This is a genomic window from Rhizobium sp. CF080 (assembly GCF_000282095.2).
Lineage (GTDB): Bacteria > Pseudomonadota > Alphaproteobacteria > Rhizobiales > Rhizobiaceae > Neorhizobium.
Map to the genome: position 1 here is coordinate 541,794 of NZ_AKKC02000015.1, position 20,288 is coordinate 562,081.

Annotated in this window: 17 protein-coding genes and 1 tRNA gene; 4 read left to right on the forward strand and 14 right to left on the reverse strand. The window is 62.9% G+C overall.

Annotated elements, in window-relative coordinates; all coding sequences use genetic code 11:
• Positions 1-288: 288 nt before the first annotated feature.
• Positions 289-573: a hypothetical protein gene (locus PMI07_RS29720; protein WP_007759068.1), complete on the reverse strand. Its 285-nt coding sequence runs from the start codon at positions 571-573 to the stop codon at positions 289-291.
• Between the two features lie 411 nt (positions 574-984).
• On the opposite strand from PMI07_RS29720, the gene PMI07_RS29725 reads away from it, so the two are divergent.
• Positions 985-1,626, forward strand: coding sequence for an exopolysaccharide biosynthesis protein (locus PMI07_RS29725; protein WP_007759070.1), 642 nt, complete (start codon positions 985-987; stop codon positions 1,624-1,626).
• Between the two features lie 12 nt (positions 1,627-1,638).
• Here PMI07_RS29725 and PMI07_RS29730 read toward each other — a convergent pair whose 3' ends face one another.
• Positions 1,639-1,893, reverse strand: a complete 255-nt coding sequence (locus PMI07_RS29730; protein ID WP_244448022.1) for a hypothetical protein — start codon at positions 1,891-1,893, stop codon at positions 1,639-1,641.
• A gap of 192 nt (positions 1,894-2,085) precedes the next feature.
• Between PMI07_RS29730 and PMI07_RS29735 the strand changes: the two genes are divergently transcribed.
• Positions 2,086-2,160, forward strand: a tRNA-Asn gene (locus PMI07_RS29735).
• 199 nt (positions 2,161-2,359) lie between these two features.
• On the opposite strand, the gene PMI07_RS29740 is transcribed toward PMI07_RS29735, so the two are convergent.
• Genes PMI07_RS29740 through PMI07_RS29755 form a run of 4 tightly spaced genes read right to left on the reverse strand, consistent with a single transcriptional unit; the run spans position 2,360 to position 6,651 of the window.
• Entirely contained in the window at positions 2,360-2,812 is a 453-nt protein-coding gene (locus PMI07_RS29740; protein ID WP_007759074.1) for a Rieske (2Fe-2S) protein, read from the reverse strand.
• The gene (locus PMI07_RS29745) at positions 2,809-3,912 is read right to left on the reverse strand and encodes an amidohydrolase family protein (protein ID WP_007759077.1); all 1,104 of its coding nucleotides are present in this window, start codon (positions 3,910-3,912) and stop codon (positions 2,809-2,811) included. Before PMI07_RS29745 ends, PMI07_RS29740 begins: the two co-directional genes overlap by 4 nt.
• 3 nt (positions 3,913-3,915) lie before the next feature.
• Positions 3,916-4,968: an amidohydrolase family protein gene (locus PMI07_RS29750; protein ID WP_024164277.1), complete on the reverse strand. Its 1,053-nt coding sequence runs from the start codon at positions 4,966-4,968 to the stop codon at positions 3,916-3,918.
• 54 nt (positions 4,969-5,022) lie between these two features.
• On the reverse strand, positions 5,023-6,651 hold the full coding sequence (locus PMI07_RS29755) for a GMC family oxidoreductase N-terminal domain-containing protein (RefSeq protein ID WP_007759080.1): 1,629 nt from the start codon (positions 6,649-6,651) through the stop codon (positions 5,023-5,025).
• 328 nt (positions 6,652-6,979) lie between these two features.
• On the opposite strand from PMI07_RS29755, the gene PMI07_RS29760 reads away from it, so the two are divergent.
• Positions 6,980-8,569 (forward strand): ABC transporter substrate-binding protein, encoded by a 1,590-nt coding sequence (locus PMI07_RS29760; protein ID WP_007759084.1) that lies wholly within the window; start codon positions 6,980-6,982, stop codon positions 8,567-8,569.
• Positions 8,570-8,644: 75 nt separating this feature from the next.
• On the opposite strand, the gene PMI07_RS29765 is transcribed toward PMI07_RS29760, so the two are convergent.
• From PMI07_RS29765 to recQ, 6 genes are all read right to left on the reverse strand, one after another.
• On the reverse strand, positions 8,645-9,556 hold the full coding sequence (locus PMI07_RS29765; protein WP_007759088.1) for an ABC transporter permease: 912 nt from the start codon (positions 9,554-9,556) through the stop codon (positions 8,645-8,647).
• Positions 9,553-10,512, reverse strand: coding sequence for an ABC transporter permease (locus PMI07_RS29770; protein ID WP_007759089.1), 960 nt, complete (start codon positions 10,510-10,512; stop codon positions 9,553-9,555). Before PMI07_RS29770 ends, PMI07_RS29765 begins: the two co-directional genes overlap by 4 nt.
• Before the next feature lie 174 nt (positions 10,513-10,686).
• Entirely contained in the window at positions 10,687-12,252 is a 1,566-nt protein-coding gene (locus tag PMI07_RS29775) for an ABC transporter substrate-binding protein (RefSeq protein ID WP_007759090.1), read from the reverse strand.
• Positions 12,253-12,291: 39 nt separating this feature from the next.
• Positions 12,292-13,359, reverse strand: a complete 1,068-nt coding sequence (locus tag PMI07_RS29780) for an oligopeptide/dipeptide ABC transporter ATP-binding protein (protein ID WP_007759091.1) — start codon at positions 13,357-13,359, stop codon at positions 12,292-12,294.
• The gene (locus tag PMI07_RS29785; protein ID WP_007759092.1) at positions 13,356-14,387 is read right to left on the reverse strand and encodes an ABC transporter ATP-binding protein; all 1,032 of its coding nucleotides are present in this window, start codon (positions 14,385-14,387) and stop codon (positions 13,356-13,358) included. The genes PMI07_RS29780 and PMI07_RS29785 overlap by 4 nt, the downstream gene beginning before the upstream one ends.
• Positions 14,388-14,829: 442 nt before the next feature.
• The gene (recQ, locus tag PMI07_RS29790; RefSeq protein WP_007759093.1) at positions 14,830-16,689 is read right to left on the reverse strand and encodes a DNA helicase RecQ; all 1,860 of its coding nucleotides are present in this window, start codon (positions 16,687-16,689) and stop codon (positions 14,830-14,832) included.
• 219 nt (positions 16,690-16,908) lie between these two features.
• On the opposite strand from recQ, the gene PMI07_RS29795 reads away from it, so the two are divergent.
• Positions 16,909-18,054, forward strand: a complete 1,146-nt coding sequence (locus PMI07_RS29795) for an NAD(P)-binding domain-containing protein (protein WP_007759094.1) — start codon at positions 16,909-16,911, stop codon at positions 18,052-18,054.
• A gap of 6 nt (positions 18,055-18,060) precedes the next feature.
• Here the strand turns inward: PMI07_RS29795 and PMI07_RS29800 are convergent, their stop codons facing one another.
• Both PMI07_RS29800 and PMI07_RS29805 read right to left on the reverse strand, forming a co-directional pair.
• Entirely contained in the window at positions 18,061-18,447 is a 387-nt protein-coding gene (locus tag PMI07_RS29800) for a DUF983 domain-containing protein (RefSeq protein ID WP_245277250.1), read from the reverse strand.
• Between the two features lie 128 nt (positions 18,448-18,575).
• Positions 18,576-19,979: a PLP-dependent aminotransferase family protein gene (locus PMI07_RS29805; RefSeq protein WP_007759096.1), complete on the reverse strand. Its 1,404-nt coding sequence runs from the start codon at positions 19,977-19,979 to the stop codon at positions 18,576-18,578.
• Positions 19,980-20,288: the final 309 nt, after the last annotated feature.

Sequence of the window (20,288 nt, forward strand, 5' to 3'; positions counted from 1 at the left end):
CCATGAAGCGACGCCGGAAGACAAATCACCGCCTTCCGGTAAGAACTTGTTAAGCCTTCTCATCGGGGCGTTTGTTAAAAGATTCCCCTTAGGACAGTCGACGACGGCGATGTTGTCGTCTTTTATCCTTATGAGAAGGATCGCCATGACGGCGATGATCAGTATGAAGCTCAGTGTATCTGACGCCGTAGCGGCGTGCGCAACCGTTGGTTCGCTTTCCAGCATTCTGTATGTAGGGCATCTATTCATGGCCCTGTTTTAGACGCCTTGCCGATCGAACGGCGACGCTCACGCTGGCCAATAGAAATCAGACCGAAAATCGGCTGGAATGTCGGCCAATCTGCCCATGGCCTCGGCGGCGTAACCGATCTGCATGGCCCGATAACGAATCTCGCGCGGCACCGGCATGCCGGTCAACGTTTCGCGATTGCGCCAGGTCTCGTACCCCGTCGACCTGATCCGCCGCTCGGCCTCGCGAAGCACGTCGTCGCGGCTCGGCATATGGCCGTCGGCCAGATCGGCAGGCTTCGCCACGCAGGCCGCAAGCCCACCCTCGATCACTCTCAAACCCATGTTCACCCTCGTCTTCAATCCCAGGAGCAATCCTAGTGATTCGGGGCGGCATGCGCCAGAGTCGCTGCGAAAATGCTAAAGTAGCCGCGGCGCAGCGACCGTGCTAGAATGAGGTCGTTGCCGGGTGGGGGAGCACCGGGTGGCGAACATGCGGTAGGAGGAGACCGTTATGGAATATCTGGAATTCATCACCACGCTCAATCCGGTCGTGCTGGCGATCCTCGCGATCGTGCTGGCCTGCGGAGCGTATGACTACTGGGCGCGGTCCAGGTAACGGACGGCCTGCCCTTTTTGATTTTTCATGAGACGCCGGACGTTCACGTTTCCGGCAGGTTGGGGCTCGCGCCTTTGCGAGGACATTGTTTGTTGCTATCCATACCGCCGGTCTGAAGCGGAATGGAGAGACGAAGAGTGAGCGCAAGCATCGAATTCGACGATACCTCAACTTCGCTGAGCGGCACGCTGCGCCAGCTTATCGACGGCATCAAGGGTCAGTCGGTGACGCTGCGCCAATTGATGGATGCGGTCGGTGAACAGGGCCTGCTGCTCATTTGCGCCGTCGCCTCCCTCCCCTTCCTCCTCCCCGTGTCTATCCCCGGCGTCAGTACCGTGTTCGGCGCGGCGATCATCCTGATCAGCCTGGCGATCACCGCCAACCGGCTGCCATGGTTGCCGAAGAAAATCCTCGATCGCGAGCTCGACACGAAGAAACTGCTGCCGGCGCTGGAAAAAGGCGTCAGCATCGTTTCGCGCCTCGACCGGTTCCTGAAGCCGCGCATATCGGCATTGACCACCGGGCGGCTCGTCAACCGGGTCAACGGCTTGGCGATCGCAGCTGGCGGCGTGCTCCTGATGTTTCCGCTGGGTCTGGTGCCCTTCTCCAATACACTGCCGGGGATCGCAATCCTGCTTCTGTCGACCGGCATGATCCAGCGCGACGGGCTGATCGTGCTCGGCGGCTACCTCTTCAACATCGTCACGGTGATCTATTTTGGCGTGCTCGCCTATGTGGCATTCAGCGCCGGCCAGGGAATCGCTTCGATGTTCGCCTGAGTTGGGGCAGCCTTATCGCTGCTCGGCCTTGCGCGCCCGCCGCCTTGCCCACCAGAGCCCGATACGGCGCCGCTGACGCCGCACGAAGGGCAGATCGTGCGAAAGCACCAGGAAGCCGAGCGGCACCATCCAGAAGCCGAGAATCGGCAGGAAGCCGAGCACACCCCCGAAAATCAGGCCGACACCGACGACGACTCGGCCGATCCGCGAGCGCGGCATGGGAATCTGTACGCTGCCGAGCGCCAGCTTGCCGCTCTGCGGGTCCATTCCAAATCGCTTCGGGTTCCGTTCGCCTGCCACTCTCGATTATCCTCATCGGTTAAATGCCTAGCTTTGCCCGGGAAATGGGGCTTTACCGGGGATAAAACAACCAAGTTTGATTTTTTTGCAAAAACCGCTTGGCAAAACGACAAAGCATTTGTATTACCCGCCGCACACGCCGCGACCCTTCGCGGATGATCCCTGGTAGCTCAGCGGTAGAGCATTCGACTGTTAATCGACAGGTCGCCGGTTCGAATCCGGCCCGGGGAGCCAATTTCAACAAAAGCGCGTCTTACGGCGCGCTTTTGTCGTTTCAGGCCGATGAATTACGGCTTCCAATCCCGGTCGTCGCCATAGTGGGCCAGCGTGGTTCGGTAGTCCGGAGCTCGACGGGAGGTCGTGATTGCTCAGCGCCCCGTGGAGGGTCAAAACGCAATCCGGATGCTGATCAGGTCGGAGCCTGCCGGGTGGCTCAGAGTTCGAGCACGACATACTCGTCATCGACGGAGATCTTGAAGATCTCGGCGCGATACGTCCCCTCGACGAGCCTGGCGCCATGTTCTACGGCGACGTCGTAGCTCTTGACCCTTGTGCGCGCCGGGTCGCACCAGGATTTGCCGGAGCGAAGGTCGAATTCCCAGCCGTGCCAGGGGCAGCGCACCAGTTCGCCGTGACGGCTCTGCTTGACGACGCCCGGCTCGTCGGACTCGAAGAGCGAGACGAGCTTGCCCTTGCAGAGGTCTGCCCCTTCATGCGGACAGCGATTGGCGATGGCCATGAACTCGCCGGCGACGTTGAAAACCGCGATGTCGCGGCCTTCCACATGGACCAGCTTGGAAGCGCCCGGCGCGATCTCGTCGACACGAGCGACGACGTGGCGGGCGGGTGGACGCTTTTCCCGGGTTGGCGTCGGTGCGGTGCTCATTTCAGACCAAACAGTTCCACCGCATTGTCACGGAAGATGGCGGAACGCTCGGCGGGCGTCAGCGGCACCTTGAAGGCGAAGCGCGGATCGTCAAAGTCCCAGTGCGGATAGTCGGTCGAGAACATCAGCCGGTCGGTGCCGATCCAGCGCAGGATATCGAGGAGATGCCGGTTGTTCTCCGGCTCCTCGATCGGCTGCGTCGTGTACCAGAAGTTCTCGCGCACATATTCGGACGGCTTTCGCTTCACATGCGGAACCTCGTCGCGCATGCGCTTCCATTCGCGGTCAAGGCGCCAGACGAGCGACGGCAGCCAGGAGAAGCCGCCTTCGACGAGCACGATCTTCAGTTTCGGGAACTGCTCGAAAACGCCTTCGAGGATCATGCTGGAGAGCACGGTCTGGAGGCTATTGGAGGCTGCGTAGTGCTCTTCCAGATAAAACGAACTCCAGCCGGACGGCGTATTCGGGCGGTAGCCGAAGGCGCTGGTATGAAGCCCGATCGGCAGGCCGTAGTGCTCGGCCGCCTCGTAGATCGGCCAGTAGCGGCGGCGGCCGCAGGGCTCCAGCGTGCGCGGCGGCATGGCGATCTGCACGAAGCGGCGGTCCGTGACGCGCCGGTCGATCTCGGCGACCGATTCCTTCGCATCCTCCTGCGAGATGCAGATGGAGGCTTTCAGCCGCGGCTCCGGCCCCGCAAACTTGTCGATCTGCCAGTCGTTCAGGGCCGCGCAGAGCGCCGCGCCGAGTTCCTGGTTGAAAGCCATGCTGCCGGCCGCGAGCGGCTGCAGGATGCCGTAGTCGATATTGCACTGGTCCAGCAATTGTTCCCGCAGGAAAGTAAGGTCCGACGCCGGTGGGCCGCCGTTCGGCGGCCAGGAATCGCGGCGCATGCCGTTGCCGGGCGTCATGCGCGGATAGGGCAACGTGCCGAACAAGGGGTTTGCGGTGCGTACGGCATAATCCCGCACATGCGTTTTCCAGCGTTCGGGGAGATAGTCGAGCAACTGGTCCGGTCGAGAGAAAGCCGGGTGCACATCGCAGTCCACCACGCCCTGTGTCTGGGCTTTTTCCTGGCTGCGTTCGAGTACTGGGGTTTCCATGGGTCAGCCTCCAAATCTCGGATAGGTGGCGAGAACGTTGTCGCGAAGGATCTTGTTCACCCTGGCTTCCGGCAGGCCCTCGGGCAGCACGTCCAGCCCCTCGAAATGCCAATGGGGATAGTCCGAGGAGAACAGCAGCATATCATCGCTGAGCAAATGGTCGAGAGTCTTGGCGACGTCCTCGACATCGTCCGGGCCGTCGAAGGGCTGCGACGTCATGCGGATATGCCTCCTGATGATGTCGGCCGGTGCGTCCTTGACCCACGGCACCTCGATGCGGGTGCCGCGCCAGTCCTTGCTCATGCGCCACATCAGCGCCGGCATCCAGGTGACGCCGGATTCGATCATCACCGCCTTCAGCTTCGGGTATTTGACGAAGACGCCTTCGGAAATCAGGCTGGCGACCTGGGTGGAGAAACCCTGCGGCTGAACCACATGGTCCTCGATCAGGAAAGAATGGAAGCCGCTATGGCTCGGCGCGTGGCGGAAATTCGATCCTGCATGGATGCCGATCGGCAGATCGTGTTTCTCGGCCGCCTCGTAGATCGGCCAGTAGGTGCGGCGGCCGAGCGGCAGCTCGGTCATCGCAAGCGTCAGGATCTGCACGAAACGCTTGTCATCGGCGCGGCGCTCGATCTCCTCGACCGCGGCCTCGACATTCTGGAACGGCACCAGCATCGACGCCCTGAGGCGGCTATCGCGGCTCAGCCACTTGTCGGCAAGCCAGTCGTTGGTGGCGCGGCATATGGCGGCCGCCAGATAGGGATCGAACAGGGCGTGCGCGCCCGAAACCACGTTGAGGATGGCGCCTTCAAGACCGAGCGGGTCGAGCAGGTTCTTCTGCATCTGCGTGAGCGGATCGCCGCTCCACGTCCAGTCAGGCCGCATATAGGGACGGGTGCGCTCGGGGTAGCCCATCAGTTCCAGCACGTCGACTTCGCGCGAGGTGACGATCTCCTGCCAGTAGTCGTCGAGATAAGGAAGCAGGTCGGCACGACGCGGTGTCGGCGGATGGACGTCGCAGTCGATCGCCCCGGCGGTTTCGAATCTAGCCATTTTCGTAAACGTCTCGCTCATTGTTGATCGATGAATTACCTTCGGGCATCCGTCTCATGCGGCCTGCGCCCCCAACCTTTCCTCGCGGATGAAGTCTGCCGCCTTTTCCGCGATCATCACGGTCGGGGCCTGGGTATTGCCGGAGACGATGGTGGGCATGATCGAGGCATCGACGACGCGAAGGCCGGCGAGGCCGTGAACCCGTAACCGATCATCCACCACCGCCATGCGGTCGCGGCCCATCTTGCAGGTGCCGACGGGATGGAAGGTGGTATTAAGGGTGCGGCGCGCGTAATCGAGCATGTCGTCGGGCGACTGCACGGCTGCGGTCGGCGCGATTTCTTCGGGCTCGAAACGCGCCATGGCCGGGCTCTCAGCAATGCGCCGGACAGCCTCGATCGATCGTATCAGGATCTCCCGGTCCGCCTCCTCTTTCAGGAAATTGTGCAGGATGCGCGGCTGGGCCGAAGGATCGCTCACCGCGACATGGCAATGGCCGCGGCTTTCCGGCCGCAGGATACAGGCCGACGAGGTGATGCCCGGGAACGGGTGCATGGCGCCGCCGAAACTCGGCGAGGTGGAGCCGGAGACGTGGATCTGGATCTCAGGCGCCGGGGCATCCGGCGTGGTCTTGAGAAAGGCGCCGAGCAGCGTCGGCGAACCGCCGAGCGGCCCGCGTTTGGTCGCAAGATACTGCATGCCGAGCAGCATCCGGCCAAGCCGCGTGCCGGCGCGGGTATTCAGCGTATGGGTATTGTGAAGACGGTGCTGCACCCGGATATGCCAGTGGTCCTGCAGGTTTTCGCCGACGCCTGGCAACGCGTGCAACACTACTATTCCAGCGCCTGCAAGCACGTCCGGTGCACCGACGCCGGAGCGTTCGAGGATGGCCGGCGAGCTATAGGCTCCGGCCGACAGGATGACTTCCCGCCCTGCCTTCGCCTCTTGATGCTGGCCATCGAGGCTGAACACGACGCCACTCGCTCGGCCGCCCTCGAAGGTGACCCGATCGACGAGACCGCCGGTGACGACGGTCAGGTTGCGGCGCTTACGGACCGGTTCGAGAAATGCGCGGGCAGTCGAGTGGCGCACGCCGTTCTTGATGGTGGCGACGAAGAAGGCGACGCCTTCATTGTCGCCGGAATTATAGTCGCTCGCAGCAGGGATGCCCTGTTCGATCGCCGCCCGGCGATAGGCTTCCAGGGCCTCCCACCGCACATTGGGATCGGAAACCGCCCATTCGCCCTCCGTGCCATGAGCCTCCTCATCCGGACGATGGAAGGCTTCGGAGCGCTTGAAATAGGGCAGCACGCTTTCCCACGACCAGCCGCGATTGCCGAGCTGCGCCCATTGGTCGTAGTCGTAGGCATGGCCGCGCACATAGATCAGGCCATTGATGGCGGAACTGCCCCCGAGCATTTTTCCCCGCGGCAGTGAAAGCTGGCGTCCGTCAAGATAGGGTTCGGGCTCGCCCTTGTAGAGCCAGTCATATTGCGGCCTGCCGATGAGATAGGCGAGACCGAGAGGCATGTCGACGTAGAAGCCGCGCCCCTCACCGCCACCCTCGATCATCAGCACCTCGACCGTCGGATCAGCCGACAGCCGATTGGCCAGAACGCAGCCCGCCGTGCCGCCGCCCACGATGACGTAATCGTAGGTACGGGAATGCTCGAACGCACCCATGGTCTCTCCTCCACTTTCCGCAACCGGCACCGCCACGTACCTCGCGGTTGCAGCGCCGGACCAGGCACCGAAAGAGCAAAGGACATAGCGGCCACGCCATCGCAGCCTCCCAGATAACCATGGCACATGGCCCGGTTGGAAGGAAGTCATTTGCTGCAAAAACCGAATGGGAAAGTATACATCAATATCCTCCTGCTGTAGGTTTCACCCACGACAGGTTGCCGCAATTCGGAAAGAGGAAGCCGAATCGCGGGCGTGATGTATGCATCATCAGCCTTGTCGGCATGAGTTTGTTTCATCAGTTTGTTTCATTGGGAGGAGCCCAAAGATGAGCAAGACGCAGGGCGGCGTGCCGTCCATCATCAATAGCAGCAGGATCAACCGCAGAACGCTTCTGGCGTCGGGCGCGGCGCTGGGAGGCGCGATGCTTCTGCCCGGGCAGGTATTCGCCCAGGCGTCTGCGCCCAAGCCGGGCGGCACGCTGCGCATCGCCATGCCGTTCAATCCGGCCGCACTCGACCCGATGACCGGTCGCAACGTGCCGGATTTCAACGCGCTCTACGCACTGTTCGACGCACTGATCGCCTTCGACCCGGCGACGCTCGAGCTGAAGCCGATGCTGGCCAAGGACTGGACCTTCACCGATCCCACGACGCTGGTGCTCAACCTCATCGACGGCGTGAAATTCCATGACGGCACACCGTTCAACGCCGAGGCCGTCAAGTTCAACCTCGACCGCTTCATGAGCGATCCGCGCTCCAACGTGAAGTCGGACCTGGTTTCGGTCGCGTCGGTGGCGGTCACCGGCCCGAGCCAGGTGACGATCAAGCTGAAGCAGCCGAACTATTCGCTGCCGACCATCCTGACGGGCCGCGTCGGCTGCATCGTCTCGCCCACTTCCATAAAGGCGGCGGCAGACGGCAATATCGACCGCAAACCCGTCGGCACCGGGCCGTTCAAGTTCGCCGAATGGCGCGACAACGACCTGATCCGCGTCGAGAAGAACCCGAACTACTGGCAGGCTGGCCTGCCCTACCTCGACGGCATCAACTTCCGCATCATCAACGAGCTGAACACCGCCGCCCGCACGGTCACCGCCGGCGAAACCGATCTTGCGCTCAACATGGCCGCGCAGCAGATCGCGACCGCCCGCCGAGTGCAGGACCTCACCGCCGAAGCCAATCCTTCGATGATCTTCTTCACCCTGATGATGAATTTCGCCAAGCCGCCGCTCAATGATATCCGGGTTCGGCAGGCAATGAACTACGCCATCAATCGCACCGAACTGAACCAGGTTCTGATGCTTGGCCTGGGTGAGCCAACCTCGACCATGTTCCCCAAGGATTTCTGGGCGGTGGATGCCGGAACGGCGCAGTTCTACCAGCACGATCCGGAAAAGGCGCGCAAACTGCTGGCCGACGCCGGGTATCCGAAGGGGCTGGACGTCGAAACCTGGAGCTGGCCGGACCAGACGTCGGTTCAGCGCCTCGAAGTGGTCGGCAACCAGCTCGAGCAGGTCGGCATTCGCCTCAAGGTCACGCCCTCGCCTCCTCAGGTGGTGAACCAGGCCTTCTATATCGAAGGCAAGGGCGCGATGATCCTCAATCCGCAGGGCGGCTGGCTTGATCCTAGCCAAACCTACGAGCGGCTGTTCGGCGCGACCGGCCAGTTCAACGCCGGCAAAATGGAAGACCCGCAGTTCCGCAAGCTGCTGGACGCGACGGGCACCTCTGCCGATGCCGGCAAACGCAAGGAAGCCTTTGCCGCACTCCAGCGCTTCGTCGTGGAACAGGCGCTGCACCTGCCGCTGGTGACCTCGGCTGCCATGTCGATCCGCAACAAGAAGGTCAAGGATTTCAGGTACGACCGGCTGCACTCACCGCGGTTCCATCGCGTCTGGCTCGACCAGACCGCGTGATCCGTAGCCAGGACATGTTAGATGCAACGAAACAGCCCGGCCGTGAAGCCGGGCTGTTTCGCTCCAAAATCGGGATTACCGGCGCTTGATGGTCGGATCGAGAAGCACACGGATCGACTCGCCGAGCGTGTTGAAGGCGAGCGCCGTGAACAGGATTGCGAAACCCGGCGCATACATCTGCTCGGGCGCCACCTCGACATAGTGGTAGGCGCGCGCCAGCATGCCGCCCCAACTCGATTCAGGGGGCTGGACGCCGAGCGACAGGAAGCTCAGTCCGGCTTCCGCCAGAAGCGCCACGGCCAGCATCAGCGTCACCTCGACGATCACCGGCTGGATCGCATTGGGCAGGATATGGCGCAGGATCAGATGCAGGCGTGACGCGCCGAAGCCGACGGCCGCCTCGACATAGAGCGCGTTCTTCACCACCAGCGTCTGCGCCCGCATCGTGCGGGCAAGCACCGGCGCGAAGGCGAAGCCGACGGCGATCATCGCGTTGGTGAGACCGATGCCGAGCGCGCCGGTCACGGCGACGGCCAGCACGAGCGGCGGAAAGGCGAGGACACCATCGATGATGCGGCTGCCCACCTGATCGACCCAGCCGCCGACAAACCCGATGAAGACGCCGAGCGGCACGCCGATCGCCACGCCGATGCCGACAGCGAGGCTTGCGGCATAGAGCGCGTTATAGGAGCCGTATATCAGCCGGCTCAGCGTGTCGCGGCCAAGGTCATCGGTGCCGAGCCAGTGTGCGCCGCTCGGCGGCGCCAGAAGATCCATCAGGTTCTGCTTGTTCGGGGCATAGGGCACGATCAGCGGCGCGAAGATCGCCGCCAGGACCAGAACGGAGAGGTAGGCAAGGCTGATCAGCGCGCGCTTGTCGCCCCACAGCCAGGCCCAGAAGCGGAAGCGGACGGCAGGCGGCAGGGTCGCCTTGGCTGACGGCGCGGCAGCGGTTTGGGTCATCGCGGTCATGTTCGTATCGGTCATGTGGAGGCCGCCACTCTGGGATCGAAAGTCGCGTTGAGCACGTCGACCAGGAGATTGGTGAGGATCACCACCAGCACCAGCACGAGCGCCACGCCCTGCACCACCGGGAAATCCTTGTTGAGCGCCGAATAGCTGATGAGGTTGCCGACGCCGGGGATGGCAAAGACCGCCTCGATGATGACCGCGCTGGAAAACAGCCGGTTCACCTGCAGGCCGGCGATCGTCAGCATGGTCGCCGCCACGTTGCGAAGCCCGTGCTTCCACAGGATGGCGCCGGAACCCAGCCCCTTGGCGCGCAGCGTGCGGATATATTGGGAGCCCAGCACCTCAAGCAGCGCGCTGCGGACCTGCCTTGCCAAAACGGCGACCACCCCGGTCGAGAGCGCTACCGCCGGAAGGGTCGCGTAATAGAGCGCCTCCAGCGGTTTTTCGAAGAGGGATACGGCACCGGTTGCCGGGAACCAGCGATAGCCGAGCGAAAAGAGCGTCACCAGAATGATGCCGAGCCAGAAATTGGGCACCGCGACACCGAGCGAAGCGACGCTGGTGATGACCTTGTCGAGCGTCGTGCCCTGGCGCGTCGCCGCAAGAATACCGAGCGGAACGCCGAGTGCAGCCCCGAGAACCAGCGCATAAAGAACCAGCAGAACCGTATGCGGCAGGCGCGAGAGGATCAGCCGCAGAACGGATTCGTTCGAGAACAGCGAATGACCGAGATCACCCTGCACGGCATTGCCCAGCCAGAAGAAATATTGCACCAGCATCGGCCGGTCGAATCCGTAGATATGGCGGATTTCCGCGATGCGTTCCGCCGTCGCATAGTCGCCCGCGATCATCATGGCCGGGTCGCCGGGCATCATGTAGACGAGCGAAAACACCACGAACGTGGCCACGATCATCACGGGCACGAGTTGCAATAGCCTTTGCGCAACCATCCCGGGGACGCCGTACATCATTGATACTCCGTCAATCCGCAATTGACGCCGGCCGTTTCAACGGCCCGCGAAAGGAACATCGGATGCGCAGAGCCCCTGGCGTCCGATGCGGGGAGCGGCACGGGCGAACCCGCCCCGCTCCGGTCTTCAAGCGATCCCGACGCGACGGTCGCATCGGGATATCGGTCGACAGCCTCAGGCCTCCATCCACACCTTGTGGAAGCGCGGGCGCTGCAGCAGGCTGAAATTGAAGCCGTGCACCTTCGGCGTACGGATGATGATGCCGGCGGACGAGAACTGCGGCAGATGCAGCGCGTTTTCCAGCACGAAACGCTGCATCTTGAAGAGCACGTCCTTGCGCTTGGCGTTGTCGAACGTGTTCATCGACGCATCCATCAGCTCGCGATAACCCGGCAGTTCGATCTTGGCGGCGTTGCGATAGGCTGTCGCGGAGAACTGACGGTCGTAGGCCGTTGCCGGATCTGGAAGACCGCCGGTCGGGGTCATCAGCATCTGACCCTTCTTCTCGGTGAGGAAGTACTGCATCGTCTGCGCCGGCTGCGCCGGAGTGACCTTCAGCCGGATGCCGGCTTCGGCAAGCTGGGCGCCGAGGACTTCCTGACGCTGCACCGCCGCCTGGTCGGCCCAGGTGAAGGTGGCGATCTCGATGCCGTTTGCGAAACCTGCTGCCTTCAGCAGCGACTTGGCGCGGTCGAGGTCCAGCTTGTAAAAATTCTCGGTCGCGGGATCGTTGGCCCAGAAACCCGACGGGAACATGCTGCAATGACCGCCGCCGAGACCGCCCCACAGGACCTGGTTGAGCACCGGCCGGTCGAGCGCCCAGTTCATGGCCTGCCGGACACGAACGTCTTTCAACGGCCCCTCGCCGTAGTTCAGGAAGGCCGTGTAGTAGATCATCGACGGCGTCGCCTCGGCGACCAGCTTCGGGTCGCGCTTGGCCACGGCCATCTGCTGCGCGCTCATGTTGAGGACGATATCCGATTCCCCGGCGGTCACCGTGCGGACAGCCGTGTTGAACTCGTTGACGATGCGCATGTCGACGCCGTCGAGATAGGGCTTGTCACCCCAATAGTTGGCGTTTTTCACGACCTTGATCAGGGTGTTGTCCTGCCATTCGACGAACTTGAACGGCCCTGTGCCGACAGGGGCACGGTCGACATTGCCGCCGGCGGCAGCCTTGACCGAAGCGGGCGACACGATGAGGCCGGCGCGGTCGGTCAGGATCGCAGGCAGGGTAGCGTCCGGATATTTCAGCTTCAGCGAAACCTGATACGGGCCGGTGGCCTCGACCTTGTCGACGACTGCAAGGTCCGATTTCACGTTCGAGCGATCGTAGGTGCTGCAGCGCTGCAGGTGGAAGACCACCGCTTCGGCATTGAACGGCGTACCGTCATGGAACTCGACACCCTGGCGCAGTTCGAGAACCAGCGTGGTGGGGTCGGTGAATTTCCACGACGTCGCCAGCATCGGCTGCAGTTCGAGCGTCTGCGGATCAAAGCCGATCAGCGCGTCGAACATCAGGAGAAGGGCATTGAAGTCAGGATTGTTGCGGCCCGTCAGCGGGTCTAATGCCGCCGGGTTGAACGGCATGACGGCCCTCAAGGTCCCGCCGGATCTCGGCTGCGGGGCCTGAGCGCGCGCCATTGCCGGCAACAGGGCCAAGCCGCCCGCAGCAGCCGTTCCGGCCAGCAGCGAACGACGGGTAATATCAGGGATCTTTCCAAATAAATCTGTGGTCACGTCTTCTCCTCCTTGATCATGACCGGCCGTATTCGGCCTCTATGTCAGTGCATTCGTGGCAGATGCGGCATGGTCGGCGCCGTTCCCCCCGGCATGACCAAGACCACTCTTCTCCCTATCGCCGAGCATCTCCTCGGCGAAATGGCATGCGACATGCCGCCCGGGCAGCAATTGGCGCTGCTGGGGTTCCTGCGTGCGACAGATGTCGCGCACCCGCGGACAGCGCGTATGGAAGCGGCAACCGCTCGGCGGCGCGATCGCGCTCGGTATCTCGCCCTGCAGGATGATCCTCTGCCGGGCCTCGGCTGCTGCCGGGTTGATCTCCGGTTCGGCCGAGCGCAGCGCTTCCGTATAGGGATGCAGCGGCGTTTCGATCACGGCATGGGCCGGGCCGAACTCGACGATCTTGCCGAAATACATCACCGCCACGCGGTCGCTGATGTGGCTGACGACCCTGAGGTCGTGGCTGATGAAGACGTAGGTCAGGCCGAACTGCTCCTGCAGCCGGGCGAAGAGGTTGAGCATGTCGGCCTGGATCGAGACGTCGAGCGCCGCCACCACCTCGTCGCAGACGATCACGTTCGGATCCAGCATCAGCGCACGCGCGATATTGGCGCGCTGCTTCTGGCCGCCGGAAATCTCATGCGGGTAGCGGTTGGCCATTTCGGCCGACAGCGACACCCGGTCCAGCATCGCGAACGCCTTTTCGCGCCGCTCAGCCCTCGTCCCCTCGCCTGCGATGTTCAAGGGCTCGCAGATGCTCTGAAGGATGGTCATGCGCGGATCGAAGGCCGCATTCGGGTCCTGCGAGACGATCTGATACTTGCGCCGGTGACGGTTGAGTTCGCGGCGGGAAAACCTGAACGGATCAACGCCGTCGTGCAGAACACCGCCACCGCTTGGGCTGAGGAGGCCGACGAGACAGCGTCCGAGCGTCGACTTGCCGGAACCGGATTCGCCGATCACGCCGAAGATCTCGCCCTTGCGAACGCTGAAGCTGACGCCGTCGACGGCACGGATCAGCGAGCCGCGCCGCGGATTGCCAAAGCTGACATGCAGATCGTTGACGTCAAGCGCCGTCTCTTCGGAAGGAGCGCCTACACTCATGCTCCGACCCCTCTCAATTCGAGTTCTTCCCAACGATTGCAGCGCACTTCCCGGCGATCGATATCCGCGACGCCCTCGTTCTCGATGTTTTGGGGCAGTTCGCAGGGCTGCATGGAATAGGAACAGCGCGGCCCGAAGCGACAGCCCTTCGGCATGTGACGCAGTGACGGAACGCGGCCGGCGATCGACGGCAGGGTGCCGCGCGCGCGGTTGCTGTCGGGGATGGAATGCAGAAGTCCGGCCGTATAAGGGTGGCGGGGACCGGCGATGACGTCCTTCACCGGACCGCCCTCGACGACCTGCCCTGCATACATCGTCACCATCCGATGGCAGCTCTGCGCGACCAAGCCGAGATTGTGGGTGATGAACATGATGGCGGTGCCGGTGCGGTCGGCAAGGCCTAAGAGCAGGTCCATGATCTGCGCCTGGATCGTCACGTCGAGAGCGGTGGTCGGCTCGTCGGCGATCAGCAGGCGCGGTTCGCAGACCAGCGCCATGGCGATCATCACACGCTGGCGCATGCCGCCCGAAAGGTTCATCGGGTAAAGGGTGGCGACGCGGCGCGGCGATGCGATGCCGACCGAATCCAGCGCCGCGACGGCGCGCTCCGCCGCCTCCCGGCGGTCGAGCTTGAAATGCCGCCGAAGGGTCTCCTCGATCTGATAACCCACGGTGAATACCGGGTCGAGGGCGCTCATCGGCTCCTGGAAAATCATGCTGATGTGCCGGCCGCGAATGCCATTCATCTGCGATTCCGAACAGGAGACCAGGTTCTGGCCGCCGAACATGATCTTGCCGCCAAGGCGTGAATCGCGCGGCGGCAGCAACCGGAGGACAGAGAGTGCGGTCATCGACTTGCCGCAGCCGCTCTCGCCCACGACGCCGAGGATTTCCTTCGGCTTTACCGAAAGCGAAACATTGTTGAGGACTTCGACCCAACCCGATTGGTCACGCAGTGACAATGTCAGGTTCTGGATATCCAGAAGCGTGTCCTGGCCGGCCGTCGTGGTCTCGGCAAGCTGCTGCATCCGGCCCTGATCCTCCCTATCGGCCCGCTGCCTGCATGATCAACAAGTAACATGCAGGCGGCTATCATGCATTCTCCTCACCGCGCAGAAAACCCCATCAGGGATCCTGATACGCGATGCAGACTCCTCCCGAGAGCCTATTCGTGTATACATTACACGTCACGATGGCGAAAGCCAGAATGAAAATTGCCGTCCTCCGGAAGCCCGGCCGTCAGCCTAGGCTTTCGCGAATCGCCTCCCAACTGGCCGCATCGGGCGCCAGTAGCAGCAGCCCCTGCGTCATCGCTGGCCGATAGGGCTCGCCGCTCAGAAGGCCGCTAGCACTGTCCGTCCATTGGCCGCTGCCGGCTGATCGAGCGTGCTAACCTTCGCTCGAACCTGACGCAGATGATCGTCGATCGAACCCGCATCTATGATCGACCGCGCTACGCGGGCGGGCGGGCTATCCCCCGTGCGCTCGGATCACCTTCAAGAAGGCATCCCCGTAACGCTCGAGCTTCGATTGTCCGACGCCGGAAATGCCGAGCAGCGCGTCGCGGCTCGTCGGGCGGTCGGTCGCGAAGGCGACCAGCGTCGTGTCCGGAAAGACGACATAGGGCGGCACCGCCAGCTCCTTGGCGATCGCCAGGCGGGCGACGCGCAGTGCCTCGAAGAGTTCGGCATCGGCCCCCTCCAGCGCGGACCGGGCGCTTGCCGCGCTCGGTGAAGCGCTTCTCGACGCCTTGCCCGTCGTCGGACGATCCTTGCGGAAGCGCACCTCGCGTTCACGCTTGAAGACGGCGCGGGCCTCCGGCTCCAGCTTCAGAGCGCCGAAGGCAGCATGATCGACGCTGACAAGGCCGGCGGCCAGCAATTGACGATAGACGGACTGCCAGGTCTTTGACGCGATGTCCTTGCCGACACCGAAGACCGGCATGTCGGCATGGCCAAAGCGGGTGGTCTTTTCATTGCGGTTTCCGAGCAGCACGTCGATCAGGTGGCCCGTCCCGAACCGTTCGCCGGTCCGGTAGATCGCCGCCAGCGCCTTGATGGCGGCCTCCGTCCCATCCCAGGTTTCGACGGGTTTAAGGCAGGTGTCGCAATTGCCGCATTGGCCGCCATGCGCCTCGCCGAAATGCGCCAGGATCGCCTGTCTTCGGCAGCCGGGAGTTTCGCAGATGCCGAGCAGCGCATTCAGCTTGGCGCGCTCGACGCGCTTGATATCGTTGCCCGAAGTACCTTCGTCGATCATGCGACCGCGCTGGATGACATCGGCCATGCCATAGGCCATCCAGACGTCGGAGGGCAGGCCATCGCGCCCGGCGCGGCCGGTCTCCTGATAATAGGCCTCGACGGAACCGGGCAGATCGAGATGGGCAACATAGCGCACGTTTGGCTTGTCGATGCCCATGCCGAAGGCGACGGTGGCGACGAGGCAAAGGTCCTCTTCCTTGAGGAAGGCGTCCTGGTTGGCGTCGCGCATGCCGCGGTCCATGCCGGCATGATAGGCAAGGGCGCGAATACCCTGCCCGTTCAGCCAGTCTGCCGTATCCTCGACCTTGGCGCGGGACAGGCAATAGACGATACCGCTCGACCCCTTGTGGCGGGACAGGAAGCGCAGGAGCTGCTGGCGCGGCTGGTCTCGTTCGACGATCTCGTAGGCGATGTTGGGCCGGTCGAAAGAGGTGGTGAAGACCTCGGCGGAACGCAGCTCAAGCTTGTCGATGATGTCTTCGCGGGTATGTGGATCGGCCGTCGCCGTCAGCGCCATGCGCGGCACGCCCGGATAATGCTCGGCGAGATGGCCGAGCTCGCGGTATTCCGGGCGGAAGTCATGGCCCCATTGCGAAACGCAGTGTGCCTCGTCGATCGCAAACAGCGCGATCTTCGCATTGCCGATCATCTCCTTGAAGGCCGGCGTGACGATGCGCTCGGGCGTCACATAGAGAAGATCGAGATCGCCATTGGCGATCGCCCGGCGGACATCGACGAATTCTTCGCGCGTCAGCGAGGAATTGAGGGCGGCGGCGCGTACGCCGAGCTGCTTCAGCGCCTCCACCTGGTCGCGCATCAGCGCGATCAGCGGCGAAACGACGATGCCGACGCCATCGCGGCAGAGGGCGGGGATCTGGAAGCAGAGCGACTTGCCGGCGCCGGTCGGAAACAGCACCACGGCGTCGCCGCCCGACACGACCTGTTCGACGACCGCGGCCTGCTTGCCCCGGAACGACGAATAACCGTAGACGCGCTTCAGCACATCGAGCGGGTTTTTCGTGCCATCGTTGTCGAACAGGGGAGCGAGGCGGTTTGGGGTCGGCTGCATGGAATCGCTTTCATGAAAGAGCCTGGACTATGGCACAGGTGCAGCGCCCGTCGCGAGTGTATGCGACATTGAGCTTAGATAAGCATGGTATGGATGAAACCTGATGCAACTATACCGCTGCCACTTCTGCTTGCAAGCCATACAGCTTGAAGCGCCTTTCGCCGACGTATAAGCCTCGTCTAGCCGCTCCTGGCCACCTCACTCATATCGATATCCAGCATGGCCGAAGACTTCGAACCGGATCAACGCACTGACGACAAACCTGATCATGCCCGCGTGGCGATCAAGGTCGATATCGTCGTGATCGGGGCTGGCCAGGCTGGCTTGTCTTCGGCCTATCATCTGCGGAAACTTGGCCTCTTACCGGACAGAGACTTCCTGGTTTTCGACCATTCGCCGGAGCCCGGTGGCGCCTGGCAGTTTCGCTGGCCGTCGCTGACGCTCGCAACCGCCAACCGCGTCCATGACCTTCCCGGAATGCGCTTCGGCGAGGTGGTCGATACTTCAGCCGACCTGGTGAAGGCATCGGTCGCCGTACCGCAATATTTCGCAGCCTACGAGCGGGCGTTCGATCTGCGCGTCCATCGCCCCGTCAAGGTGACGGTCGTCTGCAACCGGGGAGAGCGGCTGAGGGTGGAAACCGACCGCGGCGCCTTCTCGGCGCGGGGATTGATCAATGCCACCGGCACATGGGAATCGCCGTACATTCCCGACTATCCCGGCGCCGACCGTTTCCATGGGCGGCAGCTCCACACGCGGGATCATCGCGCCGCCGAGGAATTTCTCGGCCAGCATGTCGTCGTGGTCGGCGGCGGGATTTCGGCGATCCAGCTGCTCGATGAGATCTCCCGCGTCACCTCGACCACCTGGGTAACGCGGCGGGAACCGAAATTCCGCGACGAGCCGTTTACGCCGGAGGCGGGACATGCCGCCGTCTCCCTGGTCGAAGACCGTGTCCGCCAGGGCCTTCCACCGGGTTCGGTGGTTTCGGTCACCGGCCTGCCCGTCACGCCTGCGATCGAGGCGGCGCGGGAACGGGGCGCGCTGAACAGGCTGCCGATGTTTTCTGAGATCACCGAACACGGGATACGCTGGGCTGACGGTTCCGAGCAGCGGGCCGACGTGATCCTATGGTGTACGGGTTTTCGCAGCTCGCTCGATCATCTCGCCCCGCTGCAACTGCGCGAGCCAAGCGGCGGCATCCTGATGACCGGCCGACTGGCGACGCAGGTCGCCCAGGACCCGCGCGTTCACCTGGTCGGTTACGGCCCGTCCGCTTCGACCATCGGGGCAAACCGGGCAGGTGGCGCTGCAGCGCGGGAATTGACGACCTTCCTCGGCGCTCCTGTCAATCACGACAAATGACGGGGTCTAGCTGGCGCGCCTCACCAGCTTGCCCTCTTCCGCCTTGTAGAAATACTGACTCGCCACCAGCCAGCCTTTGAGCGGCCGAAGCGGCGGGATACAGGTCAGGAACATGAACGGCAGCGTCACCAGCAGGTGGACCCACCAAGCCGGCTGGAACTGCACCTCCAGCCAGACGCCGAGAAGCACGCTCGGCACACAGGCAAAGCAGATCACAAAAAAAGCCGGGCCGTCCGCGGGATCGGCGAAGGAGTAGTCCAAGCCACAGGCCTCGCACTTCGGGTTGAGCGTCAGGAAACCGTTGAACAGATGTCCCTGGCCGCAGCGCGGGCAACGCCCGCGGACGCCGGTCTGCATGGGAGGGAGAGGAGGCCATTCATGATCCATGATCATTGTCCTTGGAGCAAACCGTCAAAGCGATTATTGATTGCAGTCATTTATATAGATTGATGCATTCAATGCGTCGATTAGCCAGAATGCCGCAGGCATTCCGGTTCACGGTCGCGGACAAGAGAGGGAGATCAGAAGAAGGAGCCAGCCATTTCGGGCGAGGTTTCCAGGGCGTGCCCCATGAATTCCAGCGCGGCCTTGAGCGCCGGCCGCTGGATAGGACCGCCGAGACATACGCGCACCGCTTCAGGAGCCGGGCCATCGACCGTGAAGGCATCGCTTGCCACCACGCCGATGCCGGCGGAGCGCATATGGCTGCCGAATGTAGAGCGGGTCCAACCGTGCGTCAGCGGCAGCCAGATGTTGAAGCTGTTCGGATCGCTGCGATAACTACCCTTCCGCAATATGCCCGCGACAAGCGCCTGGCGGGCCGCAGATTCGGCGCGGATGAAGTGCAGGATGCCGTCGGCGGTGCCGTCCTCGATCCAGCGGGTAGCGAGCGCCGCTGACAATGGTGATGCCATGACATTGTTGGCGCGCATGGCACTGACGAACGGCCATGCCGCCTTGGTATCCGGAGCGACGACATAAGCGAGCCTGAGACCGGCGCCGATGCATTTGGAAAGCCCGCCGACATACCAGGTCAGATCAGGCGCCATCGCCGCCAGCGGTACGGGACTGTGGAGTGGGATAAAGCCGTAAGCGTCATCCTCCACGATGGGCACATTGTACTTGCGCGCCACCGCACAGATCTCCTCGCGGCGCCTGTCGGAAACGGTCAGCGTCATCGGGTTCTGCAGGACAGGGTTGAGATAGAGCGCCTTCGGCTTCTTCTTCTCGCAGGCCGCCGCAAAGGCCGCAGGGAGAATGCCTTCGTCGTCCATCGGCAGGCCGATGAGGTTCAATTGCAACTGGGCGGCAATCGAACGGATGCCGGGATAGGTGACGTTTTCCGAGAGCACCGTCTCGCGCGGTTTTGCCAGCGTGCCGAGGATCGCCAGCAGCGCCGGATGTGCGCCAGGGGTGACGAAAATACGGTCCTGCGGAGGAACCAGGCCGCGCCGGCTGAGCCAGAGGGCGGCCGCTTCCTTGTCCATGCCGGCGCCGCCGAAACTCTGGTAACGCAGCAAATGCACGAGGTTGGTGGCGACCGCGGTGAGCCCTTCCCGCATCCGGGCGATCAGTTCCGGATCGTCCGGCTCCGGCGGCATGTTCATGGAAAAATCGACGATCGAGGCCCGGCGGGGATCCGGCGCGGCGTCGGAGACGAAACCTCGGCGTTCCTTGTCGGCACCGCCCGTCACGAATGTGCCCCGCCCCACATGCGAACTGACGAGGCCACGCTTCTGCGCTTCCAGATAACCGCGCGCCACGGTCGTGAAATCGACATCGAGCACCTTGGCCAGCTCGCGCTGCGGTGGCAACCGGTCTCCAACGACGAGGTTGCCGCTCCTCAGGTCCATCTCGATGACATCGGCGATCGCCATATAGCGCGGGGAACGGCTGCGGCTCAAGTCAGGCTTCCAAATCTTCATCCGTGACGTCCGATAGTTGGTCCTGAATTGACTGTATATTGTTGCCCAGTGAGTCTGTCATCAGGAAAAGAACCGACATTGCACCGCAACTGGGGACCGGAGATATCCACGGCACTCCATTTACGGTAGTCAGTCAGCGCGCTTGCAATTTTCCCGTGCTTCCAACGGAAATTTCTGAACTGCGCTTTGTCGAATGATTTGGCCGGCACCCTTCCGATCGATATTCGATCTGAACGCCGCACCGCACAATTGATCGCATAATTGAGGGATAACTCTTCCGAACCACCTAACTGGCGGACGCGGATAGTC